General features: G+C 58.3%; 10 protein-coding genes. 1 reads left to right on the forward strand and 9 read right to left on the reverse strand.

Annotation, left to right across the window (positions count from 1 at the left end; genetic code table 11):
• Positions 1-48: 48 nt before the first annotated feature.
• The 9 genes from HW273_RS00720 to HW273_RS00760 form a co-directional block, all read right to left on the reverse strand.
• Positions 49-840, reverse strand: a complete 792-nt coding sequence (locus HW273_RS00720) for a Spy0128 family protein (protein WP_179009794.1) — start codon at positions 838-840, stop codon at positions 49-51.
• Between the two features lie 79 nt (positions 841-919).
• A complete protein-coding gene (locus HW273_RS00725) occupies positions 920-1,984 on the reverse strand; it encodes a DUF7601 domain-containing protein (RefSeq protein ID WP_179009796.1) in 1,065 nt (354 codons plus the stop codon).
• Positions 1,985-2,113: 129 nt separating this feature from the next.
• A complete protein-coding gene (locus HW273_RS00730; RefSeq protein WP_179009798.1) occupies positions 2,114-7,687 on the reverse strand; it encodes an InlB B-repeat-containing protein in 5,574 nt (1,857 codons plus the stop codon).
• 261 nt (positions 7,688-7,948) lie between these two features.
• The gene (locus HW273_RS00735; RefSeq protein WP_179009800.1) at positions 7,949-9,286 is read right to left on the reverse strand and encodes a GGDEF domain-containing protein; all 1,338 of its coding nucleotides are present in this window, start codon (positions 9,284-9,286) and stop codon (positions 7,949-7,951) included.
• Positions 9,249-9,980 (reverse strand): LytR/AlgR family response regulator transcription factor, encoded by a 732-nt coding sequence (locus HW273_RS00740; RefSeq protein ID WP_179009802.1) that lies wholly within the window; start codon positions 9,978-9,980, stop codon positions 9,249-9,251. Before HW273_RS00740 ends, HW273_RS00735 begins: the two co-directional genes overlap by 38 nt.
• Positions 9,981-10,058: 78 nt before the next feature.
• Positions 10,059-12,896 carry an ATP-binding protein gene (locus HW273_RS00745; protein ID WP_179009804.1) on the reverse strand — a complete coding sequence of 946 codons (2,838 nt, stop codon included), beginning with the start codon at positions 12,894-12,896 and terminating at the stop codon, positions 10,059-10,061.
• Positions 12,897-12,956: 60 nt separating this feature from the next.
• Entirely contained in the window at positions 12,957-14,012 is a 1,056-nt protein-coding gene (locus HW273_RS00750) for an SH3 domain-containing protein (RefSeq protein ID WP_179009806.1), read from the reverse strand.
• Between the two features lie 303 nt (positions 14,013-14,315).
• Positions 14,316-14,507 carry a hypothetical protein gene (locus tag HW273_RS00755; RefSeq protein WP_179009808.1) on the reverse strand — a complete coding sequence of 64 codons (192 nt, stop codon included), beginning with the start codon at positions 14,505-14,507 and terminating at the stop codon, positions 14,316-14,318.
• 223 nt (positions 14,508-14,730) lie between these two features.
• On the reverse strand, positions 14,731-16,338 hold the full coding sequence (locus tag HW273_RS00760) for a C40 family peptidase (protein ID WP_179009810.1): 1,608 nt from the start codon (positions 16,336-16,338) through the stop codon (positions 14,731-14,733).
• A gap of 192 nt (positions 16,339-16,530) precedes the next feature.
• On the opposite strand from HW273_RS00760, the gene trmB reads away from it, so the two are divergent.
• Complete coding sequence (trmB, locus tag HW273_RS00765) at positions 16,531-17,193, forward strand: tRNA (guanosine(46)-N7)-methyltransferase TrmB (RefSeq protein WP_179009811.1); 663 nt, start codon at positions 16,531-16,533, stop codon at positions 17,191-17,193.
• Positions 17,194-17,215 lie beyond the last annotated feature (22 nt).

The raw sequence follows: 17,215 nt of genomic DNA on the forward strand, positions 1-17,215 counted from the left end.
GATTCTGCCCCGTGCAGAATCTCTTCTCTTTCCGGCCGAAGCGCTGTGCTATGCCGTCCTCTTCCGTCTCCTCCGGTTCCAGACCGCGAGGCCGAGGAGCGCCGCGGCTGCCGCCGCACTGGAGAGGAGCAAGCCGCTCTCATCGCCGGTTCTGACCGCACCTCTCACTGCGCCGAGCACGCGGGGCAGCTCGCTGACCGCCTGCACGATAGGATTGTCCCGCACTGCGCCGAGGACGGCCGGAAGCGGATTGACCGCACCGCCGGTCGGGCGGGGTCCGCCGCTCCCACCTCCGCCTCCGCCGCTGCTGCCGCCTCCGCCGCTGCCCGGCTTATCATAGCCGTTTCGGAAGGGCGGATCGGGCTCACTGCCCTTCTCTGTCCCGCCTGCTATGGTGTAGCTGATAAACTCCGCAACCAATGGCGTCTCTCCCGGCTTTCCGTTCCGCACCAGAATGCGGATCACATAGCGGGCATCGTCATAGCGGACGCGGGCTGTCGTACCGGGCTTCTGGTACAGGAGGTAGGCATAGGCACCCGGATGGGTGAAATGAATGTCTCCGAAAGCATCCGTGACGTCCACTGTCTTTCCCGGCTCTACGGGAATGTCCATCTCCGTCTTCGCCGGAAGCGGAGCCTCCGGTGCGGAGCTGTCCCTCTCCAGCGCGACTCTGTAGGTCTCCGCCGCCGGCGCGTCCGCGCTGTGCGAGACGCTGAAACGGATCGGTGCACTGTCTACGGCGTAGTCCTCCGCCGCCGCGGCAAAGGAAAGAATTCCAGCCAGAAGAAGTGTGGCGAATGCCGCCCTTGTACCTTCTCTGAAAATTTTCCGTATCTTCATTTCAGAACCTCCTCCTGCTCTCTCCTTTTCTTTCCGTGCCCGGCGGGATGCAGCGGGCACGGGCATCCCTGCGCTCTTTTTATTCCTCGTCTTCTCTCTTCCGGAATACGAAGCCTGCGCCGAGACCGCCGGCTGCACCGAGCATCAGCACATAGGGCGCAGCATCCATCACGATGCCGGTCGGGGTGATATTTTCTCTGTTGTTCGTTACAGTAAGAGTAGCATTTTCTTTAAAGCTTGTCACCGTAGCTTTTCCGCCGCCGGTCGCCACAGCATCAAATTCCCGCGTTGCTCCGACTGCCTCTGCCGTTGTCGTGTAGCCGAGCGCCGCATCCACGGTCTCTGTGATCGCCGCCGAATCCTTCTCGGAAAGTCCGTAGATGGTGTATGCATCGCCATCCTTCAATTGGAATTTATCTGCTGCTTTCACCTTCCCGCTGCCGTCGGCAATATAATATGTCTCCTCATTCCCATTCGCCGCTGTGATTGCATCTGCAAAGTCAAACATCATCGACTTATCGCCCAGATCTCCGGTAACCGCCTTCTTGATGGTGAGGGAATGCGTCGTATAGTCCGCCTTGAAATCAGCTTCTCCCGTCTTTGCCGTCCCATTAGAGAATACGGCTCCTCCATACTTAAGTCCGCCACCGTCTGTGTTGAGAATAGTGACATAAAGCGTCACCGGCGCTTCCGCAGTCTCTTTCAAGCCGTCAATATCCGTCAGTCTCGTCTCCGTGACCGTATATTCATAGACACCGGCCTTTCCAAACTTCGGCGCATCTACATAAAACGCTACCTTTTGCTTGGATTGATTGTTCCCATCGATAAGGCTCGCAGCCGTAAAGCTCACGGTAGTATTCGAAGCTCCCGAATTCCCTCCGATCCCGACCCCCTGATCCACGCCCGGAAATACCTGAACTTTCTTCCCTCCCTCTGCGTCCTTCTCACCGCCTGCTCCCGGCTTGATCTCGTATTTGTAGCTCACATTCGGCACATCCGCTTTCTCTGCCGCAGACATATCGATAACCTTATCAAATCCGAAGTCCGGATCCGGAGCCATTGCCGCGAATGCAGGCATTGCCATACCGACGACGAGCATCATGCTGAGTGCCAGTGTCGCAAGTCTGTTCTGATTCTTTCTCATTTCCCTACCCCTTTTTTCTTCCCCTCCCTGCCGGGAGAACTATGTGATGTGTGATTTTTCTATTTTCTGTCCGCCGCTTCGGCTTCCCTTCCCGGAGAAGCGGACTGTTTCATGGAGTTCGTCAAATCATCAAAGCTCGTCTTCGTCCCTTCTGCGGCGTCCGAGCAGGAAGTATGCGCCCATACCGCCAGCCGCCAGCAGCATCAGGAGGAACGGCAGGTTGTCCTTCACGATACCCGTCGGAGTAACCGCGTCCAGCTCATGGGTGAAGGTGAGGGTGGTGTTCTCCTTCATTTCGAATTCTGCAACGGTTACCGCACCATTGTTTTCTTCATACTTCTCCGGATCCCCGGCCGTCTTCGGTGTTTTTACAGCGGAGCTCGTGTAGTTCGGGTCTATCTTCGTCATTACCACCTCTACCTTCGCTCCCACGGGAATCGGATCGCCCGACCAGCTCTTTGTATCCGCCTGTCCGTCCAGTTTGAATTTCGGAAGCGTTGCTGGCGCTTCTCCCGGCTTCGTCACTGTCACAGTGTATTCGAACTGGTCTGCGGCATTCGCCATCGTACCTTTGATGACATTCCGGATCGTCAGCGTTACCGCCGGTTTCCTCTCCCAGTATGCATAGAGGAGGTTCGGGATCGGTTTGTCGTCCGCACCGATTTCCGGCTTATCGACCTGGAACGGGTCACCCTCTTTCAGAAGCGTTATTTTCAGCTCGTCCTCCGCCTTGTTCTTCAAAGCATCCGCACTTAGCTTATCCTTCGTCCAGCCCTTGAATTCGTATCCGTATTCAGCCGAAATCTCTGCGAAGCCGGAAGCGCTGTATGCTATCGCGGTAAGACTCGCATTGTTCGCAATGCTGCTCTGCACATATTCCTGCTTCGGCTCAGCTCCCAGTCCCTTCGGCTCCGGATAATTCGCCAGATACTTCACCGCTGCGAGATCCTCCGGCTCGCCGTAGACCGCATACAGTCGGATGAAAGGCTCTCCTGTTTCTGCATTTGTCTCCGCTTCGTCTGCGGTGATCTTGAAGCTGTCATTCGGGTAGCAGGACGGTGTCGTCGCATTCTTGTCCGTACTCCAGCCGAGGAACAGAAGCCGTTTCGTCCCTGCGTCCGCTCCATTCTCCTGACGGGCTATCTCCGGGAGGATTTCCTTCCCATCCGCTCCCATTGCAAGCAGCTCGCTGCCCTTCAGCTTCGCTACGCTTCCCGCTCCATATCTCGTGTCATCCGCTATCGGATTCGGATAGGCGGTCTTTAAATCGGCTTCATTCGCGGCTTTCCCGAGTACGCCGGCCGTCAGATCGTACTCCAGCCTATAGGGCGCTGTATTGACATACCTCGCATAGAGGTGCAGCTCACCGGTGATCGGTGTTTCAAAGCTGTAGGGCTTATAGTGATCCCCCTCCTTTACCGTCCATCCTGCCCATGACATTCCGGCAGCTACATTTATGGTCTTCTCTGTGCTTCCGGTAAAAATCGAGATTTCTCCGCTCTTCACATTCGGCATATCGTTCTGGCTGATGGAGGAATTATACCGATACCTCCCGAGATCCAGCGCCGCTTCCTCTTTGTCCATGTCATGCACATAGACAGGATATTCCGCCGGCTTCCACCTCGCATATACGATCAGGTCATGCGACGGCATCGACTGGCTGAAGTCAAAGAGCGCTGCGGACTCGGTCTTATCCGCCGCCCAGCCGTCGAAGATATAGCCTGTCCGGGTCGGATCGGTCTGCGGCCTCAGTCCCGAGAGGCTGTCCTTATACTTCACAGACTTCGAGGGCGATACCGACTGATGCCCCGCCTCTCCCGCCGGGATCTGATTGTCGAAGGTGACGGTGAAGGTCTTCCGCTGGTACCAGAAATACAAAGTATCCCTTTCCCTTATAGAAATTGCTCCATTCTTTATCCCCTTCCCCTCGTATATTACCGTTCCATTGGATTCGGATCGGGTCATTTTATTCCAGTTACCGCTGTTCTTTTTATAATAGAGCAGCTCATACCCCGCCCCGTACTTATTATTAGGGAAATAGTGTCCGGCGCTCATCTTCACAAGAGTGAAGTCATTTTCGTCATGGTCTTCCGGTTTTTCCTCCTCTCCTTGTAAATAATGCACAATCTCTGCCGTTCCGCTCTCCTCCTCGGTTAAGGATAAAAGCGCGTCAGAATCCAACCCCAGCTCGTCAAAGTTAAATTCATCAAGTAATGTCAAAAGTAGTGTGCTTCCTTTCGCAGCATACCTCCATAGATGTTCTCCCGGCCACCTGTACCGGTTTGCCGGATCGGAAAAACCGGAGCCATAGAGACCCGTATACGTATCTACTCTCTTATGATAAACTCTATACCATCTCCCCTTTATATGCTCACCTATAATATATTTTGAGCGATCTACTTTTTCCCCGTCATGGGTATAATCCCCCCAGAAATTCTTTTTTGCATCAAAAGCATACTTCCCTTTTTCATTATAGCGGAACTCTATCGTCAGCAACTTCCTGTCGAAGTAGACATTAAGCACTGTCGTACCGTCTGCCTTGACCGTTTCGGCAGATCCGGCGTTCTTCCCGCTGAATTCGAAGCCCCTCTGGAAGTCCTTCTTCTCACCCTGATAGTTCCTGTACTCTGCGATATCCGCAGAAACTGTACTTCCGGTCGCTGCCTTTTTCGTCAGCGCTACTCCCGCGAAATCATAGTCGTTATCCGACCAATCGTCCGGCGTCTTCGCATCCGCTGCCTTCTGCTTCCAGAAATATACCTTATATTCTGCGCTTCCGTTCTTCCAGATCGCATAGAGGTCGAGTCGATTCTCCGTCCCCCAGTCATTGTTAAAGCTGTTAAACTTAAACTTATCCGTCGATCCCTCTGTCGCCGTCCAGCCCTCGAACGTATACCCTTCCCGTTTCGGCGCTTTCGGCTCTCGGATCGTTCCATTCGCTGCCACGAATTCCGGCTCTACATAGCTCGCGCCCTCTCCGGTATGGAAGTAGACGTAATGTCCCTCCTCTATCGTCGGGTAGAGTGTGATGTCATGGTCTGTCAGCGTGATCCTGTCCTGGGTATCCTGCACATTTTCCGCTGCATTATGCCAGCCTGTAACCGACTGTGTGAGCTGCAGGGGAAGCCCCTTTATCCTGCTCACTCTATAGCCGCCCGCATCCTCCATGAGGATCACTTCCGTGTCCTTCGCTCCCTCTACGGTTGCGATCGTCCGTGCATTCGGATCGTCGCTCTCCTTGAAGAATACATAGAGCTTCTCCGTAAATACCGGATAATAGTCCAGCTCTTCGGCATTATCCTTCGTGATTTCCGTCGTAATGGTGAAGCGGCAAAATGCAGCCCTGTCGCCGCGCAGCTCATCTGCCGAGATATCCAGCGCTGTCTTTCCCTGCGTCGTGCTCCACCCGAGGAAAACACGCTTCTCCTTCTCCGGGCTCTGCGGCGCGTAGACAGTATCGCCCTTTTTGACCTTCTGCTCCGTGAGCGAGATCTGCCTGTCCTCCGCATCCGTATAGCTCACCGCAAGGAGCCCGCCGTCCGCATCATGGAAGCGGTAGGTCATGACCGGCTTCACATCGCCGATGCCGTAGATCGAGAACTTCTCTGCCGAGAACTCGAGGGTCTGGGTGCGGCTGTTTCGCGTGATCTCCGCTGCAGCCGTGATCGCCTCAGCAGCCTCGCCGTCATGCTGGTGCACGACGATCGGATCGTCCATCCGGCGGTCGCCGCTCAGTGTCATCGTGACCCTGACCTCGTTTCCGTTCTCCGGCTGGAGCTCCTGTCCCTCATAGAAAAAGCTCAGATCCACTGCGACTGCCCTGGAGATCTCCTGCTCCGATCCTGCCGCCGCCTGCACGATCTCCCGTGCGGCTTCCTCCCCGACCTCACGCGCCCGAAGCTCGGTTCCCTTCGGGAAGGTATTCTCCGGTACATCGACCGTGACAATCAGGCGATCACCCGTCCACGTCTTCCGGAATGCCGGCATCTCGACATTTCTCACAAAACGTGCGGTGAAGGTGGTATTGGTTTTGATCTCATCGATATTCGGAATGAGCGTCGGCTCCTCCGATACGATCTCCCCGGCTGTATTTTCCCAGCCGTCGAAGCTGTAATATTTCTGATTCGCCTCTGCGACAGCGCCGAGGAAAGCGGCATCCTCCGCCAGCACGTCCACGGTTTCCGCCGAGCGACTCACCGTACCGCCGAGCTCTGCACGGTAGTGCACGGTAAGCTTCCGCTCTGTCTCAATATTCCGGAGCAGCTTCGATGCTCTGTACTGCCGGAGCATGACGGCATTAAGATACTCTCTGGCATCTGCCTGCCGGAGCCGCTCAAGCACTGCTCTGCGCTCTCCCATATCCGTATCCGGCAGTACTTCTGCTGCTCCGCTCTCCGCAGGACTCGTCTCCGCTGCCACTGTCTCCACGGCTGCCGTCGTCTCCGCTGTCACGGCTCCCGTCTCGGTTTTCGCCGCTGTCTCGGGGGCAGATGTCTCTGCTATGCCGCTCTCCGGCGCTATGGCGGTCTCCTTCTCCGGCTCGGAGCCCTGCGTTTCCGCCTCTGCTGCAGTTTCCTCCGGTGCCGCTTCCTCCGTCTCTATGATCACAACCGCGCCGTCCTGCTCCTCCGCTCTCGCCTCGAGCACTCCGATATTCAGGATGCCGCGTACCACTCTATGGATAAGGAGTCCGAAACCCTCTATGGGCCGGAGACTTGCCGCTACGAGCGAGGCGACAGGTCCTGCCGTCTCCGCTGCAGTCTCCTCGTCCGGCGCTTCCCCTGTCTCCGCCGTCTCGGGAACGGTCGTCTCTGTATTTTCTGCCGCAGTCTCCGTCTCTGTTTCCGTATTCTCTGCCGCGCTCTCCATAGAGGCTGCCGTTTCTGCCGCGCGGCTCTCCTCCGCTGTGCTCTCCGGCGCGGTCGTCTCTGTGTTCTCCGCTGTCTGCTCTATGCTCGTCTCCGGTGCGCGCGTCCCGGTTTCCAGCTCTGTACGGATGCGCTTCTCCACCTCCGACAGTACCTCCGGCATCAGCTTCTTCGCCGGCTTCACCTTCACGGAGTCGAGCTTCTCTCCGCCGACCTCCAGCGTGAAGGTCTTCGTGCTCTCCCCGTCATTCTGGTAGAGGAAGGTCAGAAGCGCTCTGCTGTCCAGCGTATAGTCCGCTTCTCCCGCGCTCTCGAAGCGCGTCGCTTCTGTCCCATTGTAGAGGTCGCCGCCGCTCAGCAGCTCCGCGAGCTCCCCGTCCGGCGCATAGAGCGCGAACGAAGCGCCGTTTCCGGGCAGCATTCCCTGCGGCTTAGGCTCGACAAAGATGCGGAGCTCTGCCTCCCGTGCGAAGAGCTCTGCAGGGAGCGCTGCATCGATCTCATCGAGCGAAAGCTCATAGAGGGTATGCGCACCCGAAAAATACCCCTCGCAGCTATCGCGAAGCGCGCGTCCTGCGAAGACACTGCCTCCGAGGGAAATGCTGCCTCCGCTCTGCACGGCATTTTCCGCCGCGGCGCGAAGCGCCTGCGCATCCAGCCGCAGGCTGATCCGATCCTCACTGCCCGCCACAGCTGCGTCCGCGCTCTCCTCTGCGAGAACAGGAAGGGAAGTCCCCTGAACGCCGCTCATCATCATGCTCAGTGTGAGGACTGCCGCGATACGTCTCCTGTTTCTCAGTCTTTTCGATTGCTGATGCTCGTTCCCTCTTCTCATGCTTTCCACCTTCCGGATATCCCCGTCTCCCGGTCTGCCGCTTCCCACATTCCTCTATGGCAGCGTCAGACATAAAGCACTGTCTGCCTGAACGGATAAATAGAAAAGAGCCCCGCCGAGGCGGCTCCCACACGGGGAACCTGCCTCAGCAAAGGCTCAAAATTACGGGCGTTCCTTTCTGATAGCTTGAGGATAGCAAGCCTGCTGTCTCTCGTCAATAAACCCTGTCTCAAACGATATTTTTATGTCACGAAACCCAATTCAGGAAACCAGCGTGTCATATTCGCAGCGAAGCTCGCAGAGCGGGGGAATCCTGCCGCAGAGAACTCTGCCGACCGCCACCTCCGCTCTCTGCCGATCCGCGCCGATCAGGAGCGCCATATACTGCGTGTCGCTGTAGCGGACGTAGACGTCTCCGCGCCGGATCGTCTGCCCCAGGAGGCGCCCGAAGCCCTGCATCAGGCTCTCGAGCAGGACGGTATTCTCCGCCCCCTCATGTACAGTGAAGAGCACGAGCTGCGTCTCCAGCCTGCTCTCGTCCCGCTCGGCGGTTCGCCGCAGGAAGCGGCAGATGCTCAGGAAATCCTCATACCGCACCTCGAAAGCGCCCCTGCCGGGGCTCTCCTCCATCCGGCTGAGAAGCTCCGAGACATGCCCCTCCCCGACCGCCGCGTACCGCCTGTCATAGAAGCCGAAGCTGCCTCTGCCGCTCTGCTTCACACGATACATCGCCTCGTCCGCCCCGCGGTAGAGGGACTCGAAATCCTCCCCTTCCTCCGGCGCGAAGGAGATGCCGATCGAGAGCCCGATTCCCTCTCCGAAGTCCTCACCGATGATCCGGTACAGCGCCTCGCGCGCCTGCTCGCAGATATCCCGGCAGCGTTCGGAAACGCGGCTCCGCTCCGGGAAGCCGCAGTAGAAGATCACAAACTCGTCTCCCCCCAGCCGCCCTACGATATCGCCGGAACGAACGAAGTGCCGGAGTACCTCTGCGACGGCGCAGAGCGCACGGTCGCCGGTCTGGTGTCCGAGTCTGTCATTGATCGACTTGAAGCGGTCGATATCCAGCATCAGCAGCACGCCCTGCCCCATCTGGATATGTCGGTCGATGAGCTGCGTGGCGGCTCTCCGGTTCAGAAGCCCGGTCAGCTCGTCAAAGTGCGCCTGCAGGGAGAGATTCTGCCGCTCCGCGTCGTTCCGGATCACCCTGCCGATCCGCTTCGAGAGTACCTCGGAGAGCAGGGGCTTGCGGATGAAATCAGAGGCGCCGAGGTCGAAGCCCCGCACCTCATTGTCCGTATCCACGTCCGAGGTCATGAGAACCACCGACACCTGCGCGAGCCGCTCGTCCGGCAGCGCACGGATCTCCTCCATAAGCTGCAGCCCGTTCATCTCGGGCATATGCAGATCTGCGAGCACCAGATCCGGGCGGATAAGGGGCAGCAGTCGCAGCGCCTCTCTGCCCGAGGCACAGGTATAGACCGCATAGTCCTGCCGCAGGTTTCTCTCCGCGATCCTCCGTGTAATGGTGTCGTCATCCACGACCAGGATTGTCTTTTCCCTACCCCTGTCCCCTCTGTCTCTCTCGAAAGTCTTCATAGCTCTTCCTCACATCCGGATAGTACCGCTCCCCCAGACTCAGCTCCGTGCCGTCCCGGAGCACGAGACCACTCCGGTTCAGCTCTGTAATCTTCGAAAGCGCCGCCGCCGAGAAGCGGGAGATCTGCACGAATTCCGTCTCCGGCAAACTCGAAAGCAGCTCCTGCAGCGACATATAGGTATTGTAGCTCCGCTTCTCCGTATAGATCGTGAGCTTCCGGCTCAGCGTCTCCGCCCACAGGATCTCGCTCAGATAAATCCGCTCGCTCATCCGGTCTGCGACGATATCGATATGCCGGCGCAGCGAGATCTCCCGGAAGACCCTCTCGAGAAGCGCAGCGAGCTTCTCATAGTACACCGGTTTCTGCAGATAGTAGAATGCGCCGACCTCGAACGCCTCGGAGGCGTACTCATTGCCCCCGGTCACGAAGATAATGTCGCCTTTCGCGCCTATGCTGCGCAGCCTTCGGGCGAGCTCGATGCCATTCTGTCCCGCCATATAGATATCGAGCAGAAAGAGCTCGGGATAGTTCTCCTCCCCGCCCTGTTCCGTCACTTCCATGCACTCTGCCGCAGAACTGTAGAAACAGAGCTCCGCCTCCGTCTCCCGCTCCCGAAAAAAGCACCGGAGCTGTTTCTCCAGCAGTTTCCGCTCCAGCAGCTCATCATCACAAACCGCGATTCTGATTTTCATCTCTCATACTCCTATAATGTATCCTAACCCTTCTCTTTTTCCGCTGCAAGCTATCATGTCCGAATGCGCTCTTTTCTGTCATGAACGCGTCTCCTCTCCCTCCGGCGGCGCGCTTTCCGCCGCGGACAGATAGCCCCGAATCTCCCGGGTCACTCCCCGGTAGAGTACGAGCAGCCGCTGGTTCCGTGAGAGAATGTAACGCACTGCCTGCTCCCGCTCCGCTTCCACCCGGCACTTCTTCGCGGCGAGCTCCAGCTCGCGCGCCTCTGTCGAGAACTGCATCGCACCGACGGTCAGCGCGTTGGTCTTCAGCGAATGCGCTTGCAGCTCATAGCCGTCCCAGTCCGCCTTCTCGACTGCAGCAAGCAGCGCGCCGGTTCGTTCCTCATAGGAATCGAGGAAGAGTCCGAGGATCTCTCTGTAAACCTCCTCGTCCCCCATGCAGTATTTCCTGCCGACCGCGAGATCGAGCACTGCCTCCTCCCCCTCCGCGAGGTCCGCTTCCGTCTCTCCCGCTGTCTCCATCGGCCGGAGGAGCGCCGCAGGCAGGAGCTCGCGCAGGAGCCGCACGATCATGTCGCGGTTCGCCGGCTTCTCGAGGTAGGCGTCGAAGCCCTGCGCGAGATAGTTTTCCCGCGCGCCCGGCATGACATTCGCCGTGAAGACGACGACAGGAAGAGGCCCGCCGCCTCTCGCACGGATGTCCTCCTTCCGTATCGTCCGGAGGATATCCGTGCCTCTCTGCCCCTGCATCAGGTCATCAAGGAAAACGAGGTCATAGTGCTCTGCACGAAGCCGCTCCAACGCGCCTTCTCCGCTGCTCTCGGTATCCAGTTCTGCTCCGGTCGGGCGGAGCAGCTCCCGCATCAGCCGGAGGTTCAGCACATTGTCATCCGCCGCCAGGATCCGCGCCTCACGGGCCGTGAAATCCAGCATCCCGCTCGTCCTGCTCTCCTCGAGCCGCAGGCTGTATGCCGCGTAGCTGCCGATCCGCTCCTCCGAACAGAGCTTCATCGGGATATAAGCCGTGAAGGTGGAGCCGATGCCCGGCTCGCTCTGCAGCTCGATCCGCCCACCGAGGTTCTGCACATACTGCTTCGTGATCGCGAGCCCCAGCCCGGTTCCCTGAATATAGCTGTTCCAGGACTCGCTGTCTCTCGTAAAGCGCTGGAAAATCGCCTCCTGCTTCTCCCTCCCGATGCCGATGCCGGTGTCCTGCACCCTGATCCGCAGGATCTCCTGCCGCCCGTCGAGAAAGGGCAGCCTAAGACGTGCCTCCATCTCACTGGCACAGTCCGCCGTTAAGTGAACTGCGCCCTTCTCCGTATATTTAACCGCATTGTCCAGAAGGTTCATCATGATCTCCCGGAGCCAGAAGCTGTTGCCCAGGAGCTCCAGCGGCAGTCCCTCCGCGATCTCCGCCTCGAAGCGAAGCTCCTTCTGTCCAGCGCGGATGCGGATCACGGTAATGACGTCATGCAGGAGCTCTCCGAAGCAGAAGGGCTTCTCGATGCTCCGGTTCTGTCCGGATTCCAGCCGCGTATACTCGAGGATCTCGTTTACGATGGTGAGCAGAGACTGCCCGGCAGTATGGATATCCATCGCGAAGCTTCGGATACGATCCTCCGCGCTCTCCCGAAGGATCAGCTCGTTCATGCCGAGGATGGCGTTGATCGGCGTCCGCATCTCATGGGACATGCTGGAGAGGAACTCGCTCTTCGTCTTCTCCCTCATTTCCAGCAGTTTCTTCTCTTCATTGATCCGGTTATAGTTTCGGATATTGCTCAGCAGCAGCTGAAGCCCGAAGCTCACGGTGCCGACCACCATGATCCAGCCCTGATAGCGCGCGCCGAAGAGCTTCAGAAAAAGGATCTCCAGCAGACCTGCCGTGATCAGCGCAAGATGTGCGACGATACTGCCCAGGATCGCACGGAAAGGCTGCCGCTCTCTCCGGTACATCCGAAAAAAACCGAACAGCGCGAAGCCCGCGGCGAGTAAGAGCCCCAGCATGATGAGGGGATAGAGGTCCATGAAGTCCACCGGGGTGAAGAGATAGAGCCCGAAAGTAAGGAGCTCCAGCAGCAGAAGAAACGCACTGAGCCGCAGCGTCTCCTTCCGAAAGGCGCTCCCCTCTATCTCATTCACGGCGAGCAGACCCGGTACCGGAAGGAGGAGCAGCGAGAGAAATTCGAGATTTCGAATGAGGATAATATTATGAAAGAGGAACTGCCGCGCCTCACTCTGGCTGAGGATCCACAGTCCGGCAAAGAAAAGATAGAAGCCGAGCGCGTAGGACTTCATCCTGTGAAAGAAAAGATGCTCCAGCAGCGTCCCTATTCCGAGCAGGAGCAGCAGAATCCCCGTGAAAAGCTGCGCCGCATTGTCCCGGAAGATCTCGGCGAGGATCGCGCTCTCCTCTCCATAGTAGATACGCCCCAGCGACTCATCCACGAAGCGCCCGCTCCGCTCGAGCGTGATCCGGATCCTCTCTCCGGCAGCTCCCGGCGGCAACGGGAAGCGCAGCCACACCCCCGGCGCCATTCCCTTACCAAAGAGACTGTCATCCTGAAACACATGGCGGTAGATCTCTCTGCCGGAAATCGTCGCCGTGATGTCCTGATGCAGAGAATGCAGGTAGATCCAGTTACCGCCTCTCATGAAAGCTTCTTCCGGAAGCTGCCGCTCGATCACGATACGGCTGTCCTCCGGAACGCGGCAGGGCAGCCGCAGCGGCTCCTCCCTCCCGTCCGGAAGGAGCCGAACCCAGCCCTGCGAGAGCTCGTAGAGGCTGCCGCTGTCGAATCCGTACCTTTGGTAAGGATACAGCTCGCTGCCGATACAAAAAAGCACGAGCATCAGCAGAAGGCTGAGGTAAACATAGCGGATACGCCGCTCCGTGATCTTCCAGATACGCATATACCTGCCGTCTCCCTCTCCGCCTCTGTCTCCACAGCCCTCTCTTCGCCGGGTTCTCTGTCAGGAAATCTCCTCTGCCCGGACATATGCCCGCGCAACATAGGCCTCCTGTCCGTTGTAGTCGATCTTGATCCAGTCGGCGTCATAGTCGCCCCGGTATTGCAGCTCCGTCCCCGGCTCCAGCACCGTCAGCACCTCAGAGCCCTCTGTGGATGGCTTCGTGCGGACGCGGACGCCGTCCGTCGTTACCCACCGCTTCGGTGCCTCCGTCGTCTCCGGCTCTGTCGTCTCCGGTTCCGTGGGCGCCTCCGTTGTCTCTATGATCGTTTCCGTCACCGCCGCCGGACTCGTCTGGATCTCCGGCTTGCCGCCGCTCGTCAGCACGCGAATCAGAATCACCGCGAGAATCAGGCAGAGCAGCGGGAGCACGATCTTCAGGATGCTGTAGATATCCAGCTCGGATACCTCCTCCCGCGCATATCTGCCGCTGCCCCTGCGTCCGCTCCGCCCCGCCGCGGGACGGCTCTTCATCCGGACGGCTCTGCCGGAACGCGCACTGCTTCGATCCCGCTCTCTTCGATCTCCGGAGCTTCTCCGCGGCATCCGCACTCTTTCCCGCTCCGGCTCTGCCGCAGCACGTCTCCGCACAGGGATATTCAGCTCCGCGCCCTCGCCCCGCTGCGACGAGGTATAGCGTCTTGATACGGAAAGCTCCGGCGCGCCCTCTGCCGTATCGTCCTCCGTCCGGCTCTGCGTCCGCTGCCCGCGCTCTACATAGTCGGAGAGCTCCTGACGAAGCAGAGCGAAGGCATCGTTCGCCGCCTGCGCCGAGATCTCCGCGCCGCTGTCCGCCTGCGCTGCCATCCGGTTCACCTGCTGATAATGTTCCCGCGCCGCCGCACTGATGCGACGGTTCTCGAAAAGCTGCTCAATATCGCCGCTCAGATCTGTAGACACGAGACAGGCATCGTTCATCTGCATCCGTACCAATGTATGCAGCAGCTCCCTGCCCCGGAGCACTGCCTCCCGATACTTCCCCTCCAGCAGGAATCGCTGTGTGTCGCTCAGCTGCACGCGAACACTGCTCCAAATCGTATCTTCTCTCGGTGTCGGCATCCTCTACCTCCTGTCCTGCTGCGTCCGTCTCTGTTCTGTATCTCGAAAACGCTTTTTGTGAAAAATCTTTTCTTTAAATAAATTCTTATAAGTTCTGCACGTTACTTCGCCGCTCCGCAGCTCCCGCAGCGTTGACCCATAATTAGTATAATGAAATCAGTCCGTACATTCAAGTGAATTCCCTGTGAAATCCCCGCTCATTTCCTTACAATTTCCGCATTGCTCCGCTTCGGCAAAGCAGGCGTCTCCGGTCAAAGACCGGAGACGCCTGCTTATACATAACGATATCTGTGATATCCGGGATCAGAGAACAATATCCCATCTGCCGCCGTTGCACTTGCCGGTGCAGGGGCGGGGATTGCTCCGCGAGTACATCCGCTCCGCACCGCTGTCATCCTGCACCAGAAAGCAGAAGGCATTGACCTCCTTGCCCTCGTATTCCCTGCCATTTGTCAACCCGTCCTGAAAGGAGGTTCCCACATATCTAAGTCTCATCGTATTACCTCAAACGCTGTATTTTTCGAAAACGGTCGTATTTTATCACAGAATCTGTCCAAGAAAAAATATTCTTTTCATATCACCGATATATCATTTTCATATGTTCAGTACATGCTTTCCATTCCGATCGTTTCGCCGGCGCTTCTCGTCAGAAAAAAGCCGAAGCGACCGGCGCCTCGGCTTCATTCAGAAAAACAGTATTCTTTGTACAGAAAGCAGCTTAGCTGAATATCCTCCAGCCGGTGATGAAATGATTCTGCCACCAGCCGCTGAGCCCGCGGTGTACAACGCGGCCGTTAGAGGAGGAGGCGTCGATGACGGTTCCTCCTCCCGCGACGATACCGACATGGCCGGATACGACGATGATGTCGCCCGCCTGCAGCTCTCCGTAGGAGACACGCTTGAATCTGCCCGGATTCCTCCAGCCGGAGGAGGACATGTAGGAAATGCCGACCCCCGCCTGATTCAGCGCCCAGTAGACGAAGCCGGAACAGTCAAAGGCATTCGGTCCCTTCGCGCCCCAGACATATGGGCTGCCGATCTTCGAGGAGGCAATGGAGATCAGATTGCCGGCGCTGCCGGATACCGTCGCGCCGCCGTTCCCAACTGCTCCGCCGCCCGTCCCCGCGCTGCCTCTGCCGCCTCCGGCATTGCCGCCGCGGCTTCCGCTCGCCGCCTTCTTCGCATTCCCGCTCTGCAGCTTCTCCATGGTTTGCGCACCCGCCATCCCGTCCGCACTGAGCCCGTTCCGCGACTGGAAGCTCTTCACCGCCTGCTGTGTCAGCGCACCGAAGTAGCCGGTCGCCTTGTCCGCGCTGAGATACCCGTACTTCACGAGAAGCTTCTGCAGGTTCGTCACGGAATCCGACTGCTCGCCGATACGGATCGCGAAGGAGACCGCCTTGTCGGAATCCATCGCCGCCCTCGTATCCGGTCCCAGATAGCCGTCGACGATCTGGTTGTTCCGGGACTGGAAGGCGCGGATCGCGTTCTGCGTCCCCGTCCCGAAGCTGCCATCCGCCTCACCGGAGAGATAGCCGAGCTGGATCAGGCGCTGCTGATACTTCTTCACGATATCGCTCTGCTCACCGAGTGCGATGACATTCGCCTTGACCTCATCGGAATAGAGCAGATCGTTCGTCGTTACGCCCACCGTGCCGTCAACCTTCAGCCCGTTAATCTCCTGCAGCTTCCGCACCGCGGTATCCGTCGCTTCGTCAAAGGTGCCGCTGATCTGCCGTGCCTCCGTCAGGTAGCCAAGGTTATAGAGCCGGTACTGGATATTGGTGATATCATCTCCCTGGAAGCCCAGCTTCACGGCGTAATGCGGGGCATCCGCCGCCATCAGCGCGTCCCAGGTCTCCACGCCCGTGATGCCGTCCTGCTTCATGCCCTTCTGCCGCTGGAAGAGGGTGATCGCTCTGGAGGTCGCCGCGCCGTAATAAGTCGTCGGCTCATCATTGTCCATATAGCCGAGATCCATCAGGCGCTGCTGCAGCTCTGCCACGACGGAATTGATGACGCCGACGGTCAGATTCACCGGAGCCAGTGCCTCGGCATTGGCATCGATCGTTACGCCGTCGATGGACGGAAGCACATTCGGGTTCACACCGAAGTCCCCGACGCCCTGTATCGAGTCGGATTCCGCCGCCGTCGTGAGGGCGATCTGCTCCCCGCTCCCGCTCTCCGTGCCGCTGTAAGCCGCACTTCCCACCTGTCGCTCGCAGCCGTTCAGTACGAGAAGCGAAAGCGCCAGCAGCGCCGCAGCGCCCCGTCTCCCAATCGTATTTCCTGTTTTCCGCGCTCTGTATACGCCGTGTTTTCTCATATATATTCCGATCTTCTTCCCTGCCGGATACGGAACCCGCCGCTCTGCCGGGAGCCTCCCTCCTATCCGAAGCTGTCTGCCGTTTTTGAAGCTTAAAGTATATCATATTATTTTATCTTCCGGCTGACAAATTCCTTACGATCCTATATAATAACGATAAAATAATTTTGAGGAATGATAAGAGGAACTGCTATGCGTTTGCGTCACATCACCGGCTCCGAGGACTTCGTCGCGGATTCCCCCTATGTGGTACACCGCTCCGAACGGTACCGGGGCGTCTGGAATCGGGAGCTCTTCCCGAAGCCGCAGCCGATCCATCTCGAGATCGGGATGGGGAAGGGACAGTTTATCACGCAGCTTGCGGTGCTGCACCCGGAGCGGAACTACGTCGGGATTGAGCGCTACGACACCGTCCTGATGAAGGCGCTCCGGAAGCGGGAATCGGCGGAAGCAGCAGGCTGCCGCCTCGAGAATCTGCGCTATCTTTCCCTTGATGCCCGACTGCTGCCGGAGCACTTCGCGGAGAATGAGGTCTCGAAGCTGTATCTGAATTTCTCCGACCCCTGGCCGAAGGCGCGGCAGGCGAATCGCAGGCTGACCAGCCAGGTCTTTCTGGACTGCTATACGAAATTCCTTCGAAAGGACGGCACACTCGAGTTCAAGACGGACAATACCGGTCTCTTCGACTACTCCCTCGAGAGCATCCCTGCCGCCGGCTGGACGCTCCTCGCCGTGAGCCGCGATCTGCACCGCGACCCCGTCCTGAACGAGGGAAATGTGATGACAGAATACGAGGAGAAGTTCTCTGCGAGAGGGAATCCGATCTGCAAGCTGATCGCTGCACCGCCGAAATAAGCGATTGAAAGGACCATGCAGA

The sequence above is a fragment of the Oribacterium sp. oral taxon 102 genome, from assembly GCF_013394775.1.
GTDB lineage: Bacteria > Bacillota > Clostridia > Lachnospirales > Lachnospiraceae > Oribacterium.

Excerpts from the sequence above, each read along its gene's own strand:
- HW273_RS00725 (WP_179009796.1), bottom strand. The coding sequence starts at position 1,984 with ATGAGAAAGAATCAGAACAGACTTGCGACACTGGCACTCAGCATGATG.
- HW273_RS00755 (WP_179009808.1), bottom strand. The coding sequence starts at position 14,507 with ATGAGACTTAGATATGTGGGAACCTCCTTTCAGGACGGGTTGACAAAT.
- HW273_RS00720 (WP_179009794.1), bottom strand. The coding sequence starts at position 840 with ATGAAGATACGGAAAATTTTCAGAGAAGGTACAAGGGCGGCATTCGCC.
- HW273_RS00750 (WP_179009806.1), bottom strand. The coding sequence starts at position 14,012 with ATGCCGACACCGAGAGAAGATACGATTTGGAGCAGTGTTCGCGTGCAG.
- HW273_RS00730 (WP_179009798.1), bottom strand. The coding sequence starts at position 7,687 with ATGAGAAGAGGGAACGAGCATCAGCAATCGAAAAGACTGAGAAACAGG.
- HW273_RS00760 (WP_179009810.1), bottom strand. The coding sequence starts at position 16,338 with ATGAGAAAACACGGCGTATACAGAGCGCGGAAAACAGGAAATACGATT.
- HW273_RS00740 (WP_179009802.1), bottom strand. The coding sequence starts at position 9,980 with ATGAAAATCAGAATCGCGGTTTGTGATGATGAGCTGCTGGAGCGGAAA.
- trmB (WP_179009811.1), top strand. The coding sequence starts at position 16,531 with ATGCGTTTGCGTCACATCACCGGCTCCGAGGACTTCGTCGCGGATTCC.
- HW273_RS00745 (WP_179009804.1), bottom strand. The coding sequence starts at position 12,896 with ATGCGTATCTGGAAGATCACGGAGCGGCGTATCCGCTATGTTTACCTC.
- HW273_RS00735 (WP_179009800.1), bottom strand. The coding sequence starts at position 9,286 with ATGAAGACTTTCGAGAGAGACAGAGGGGACAGGGGTAGGGAAAAGACA.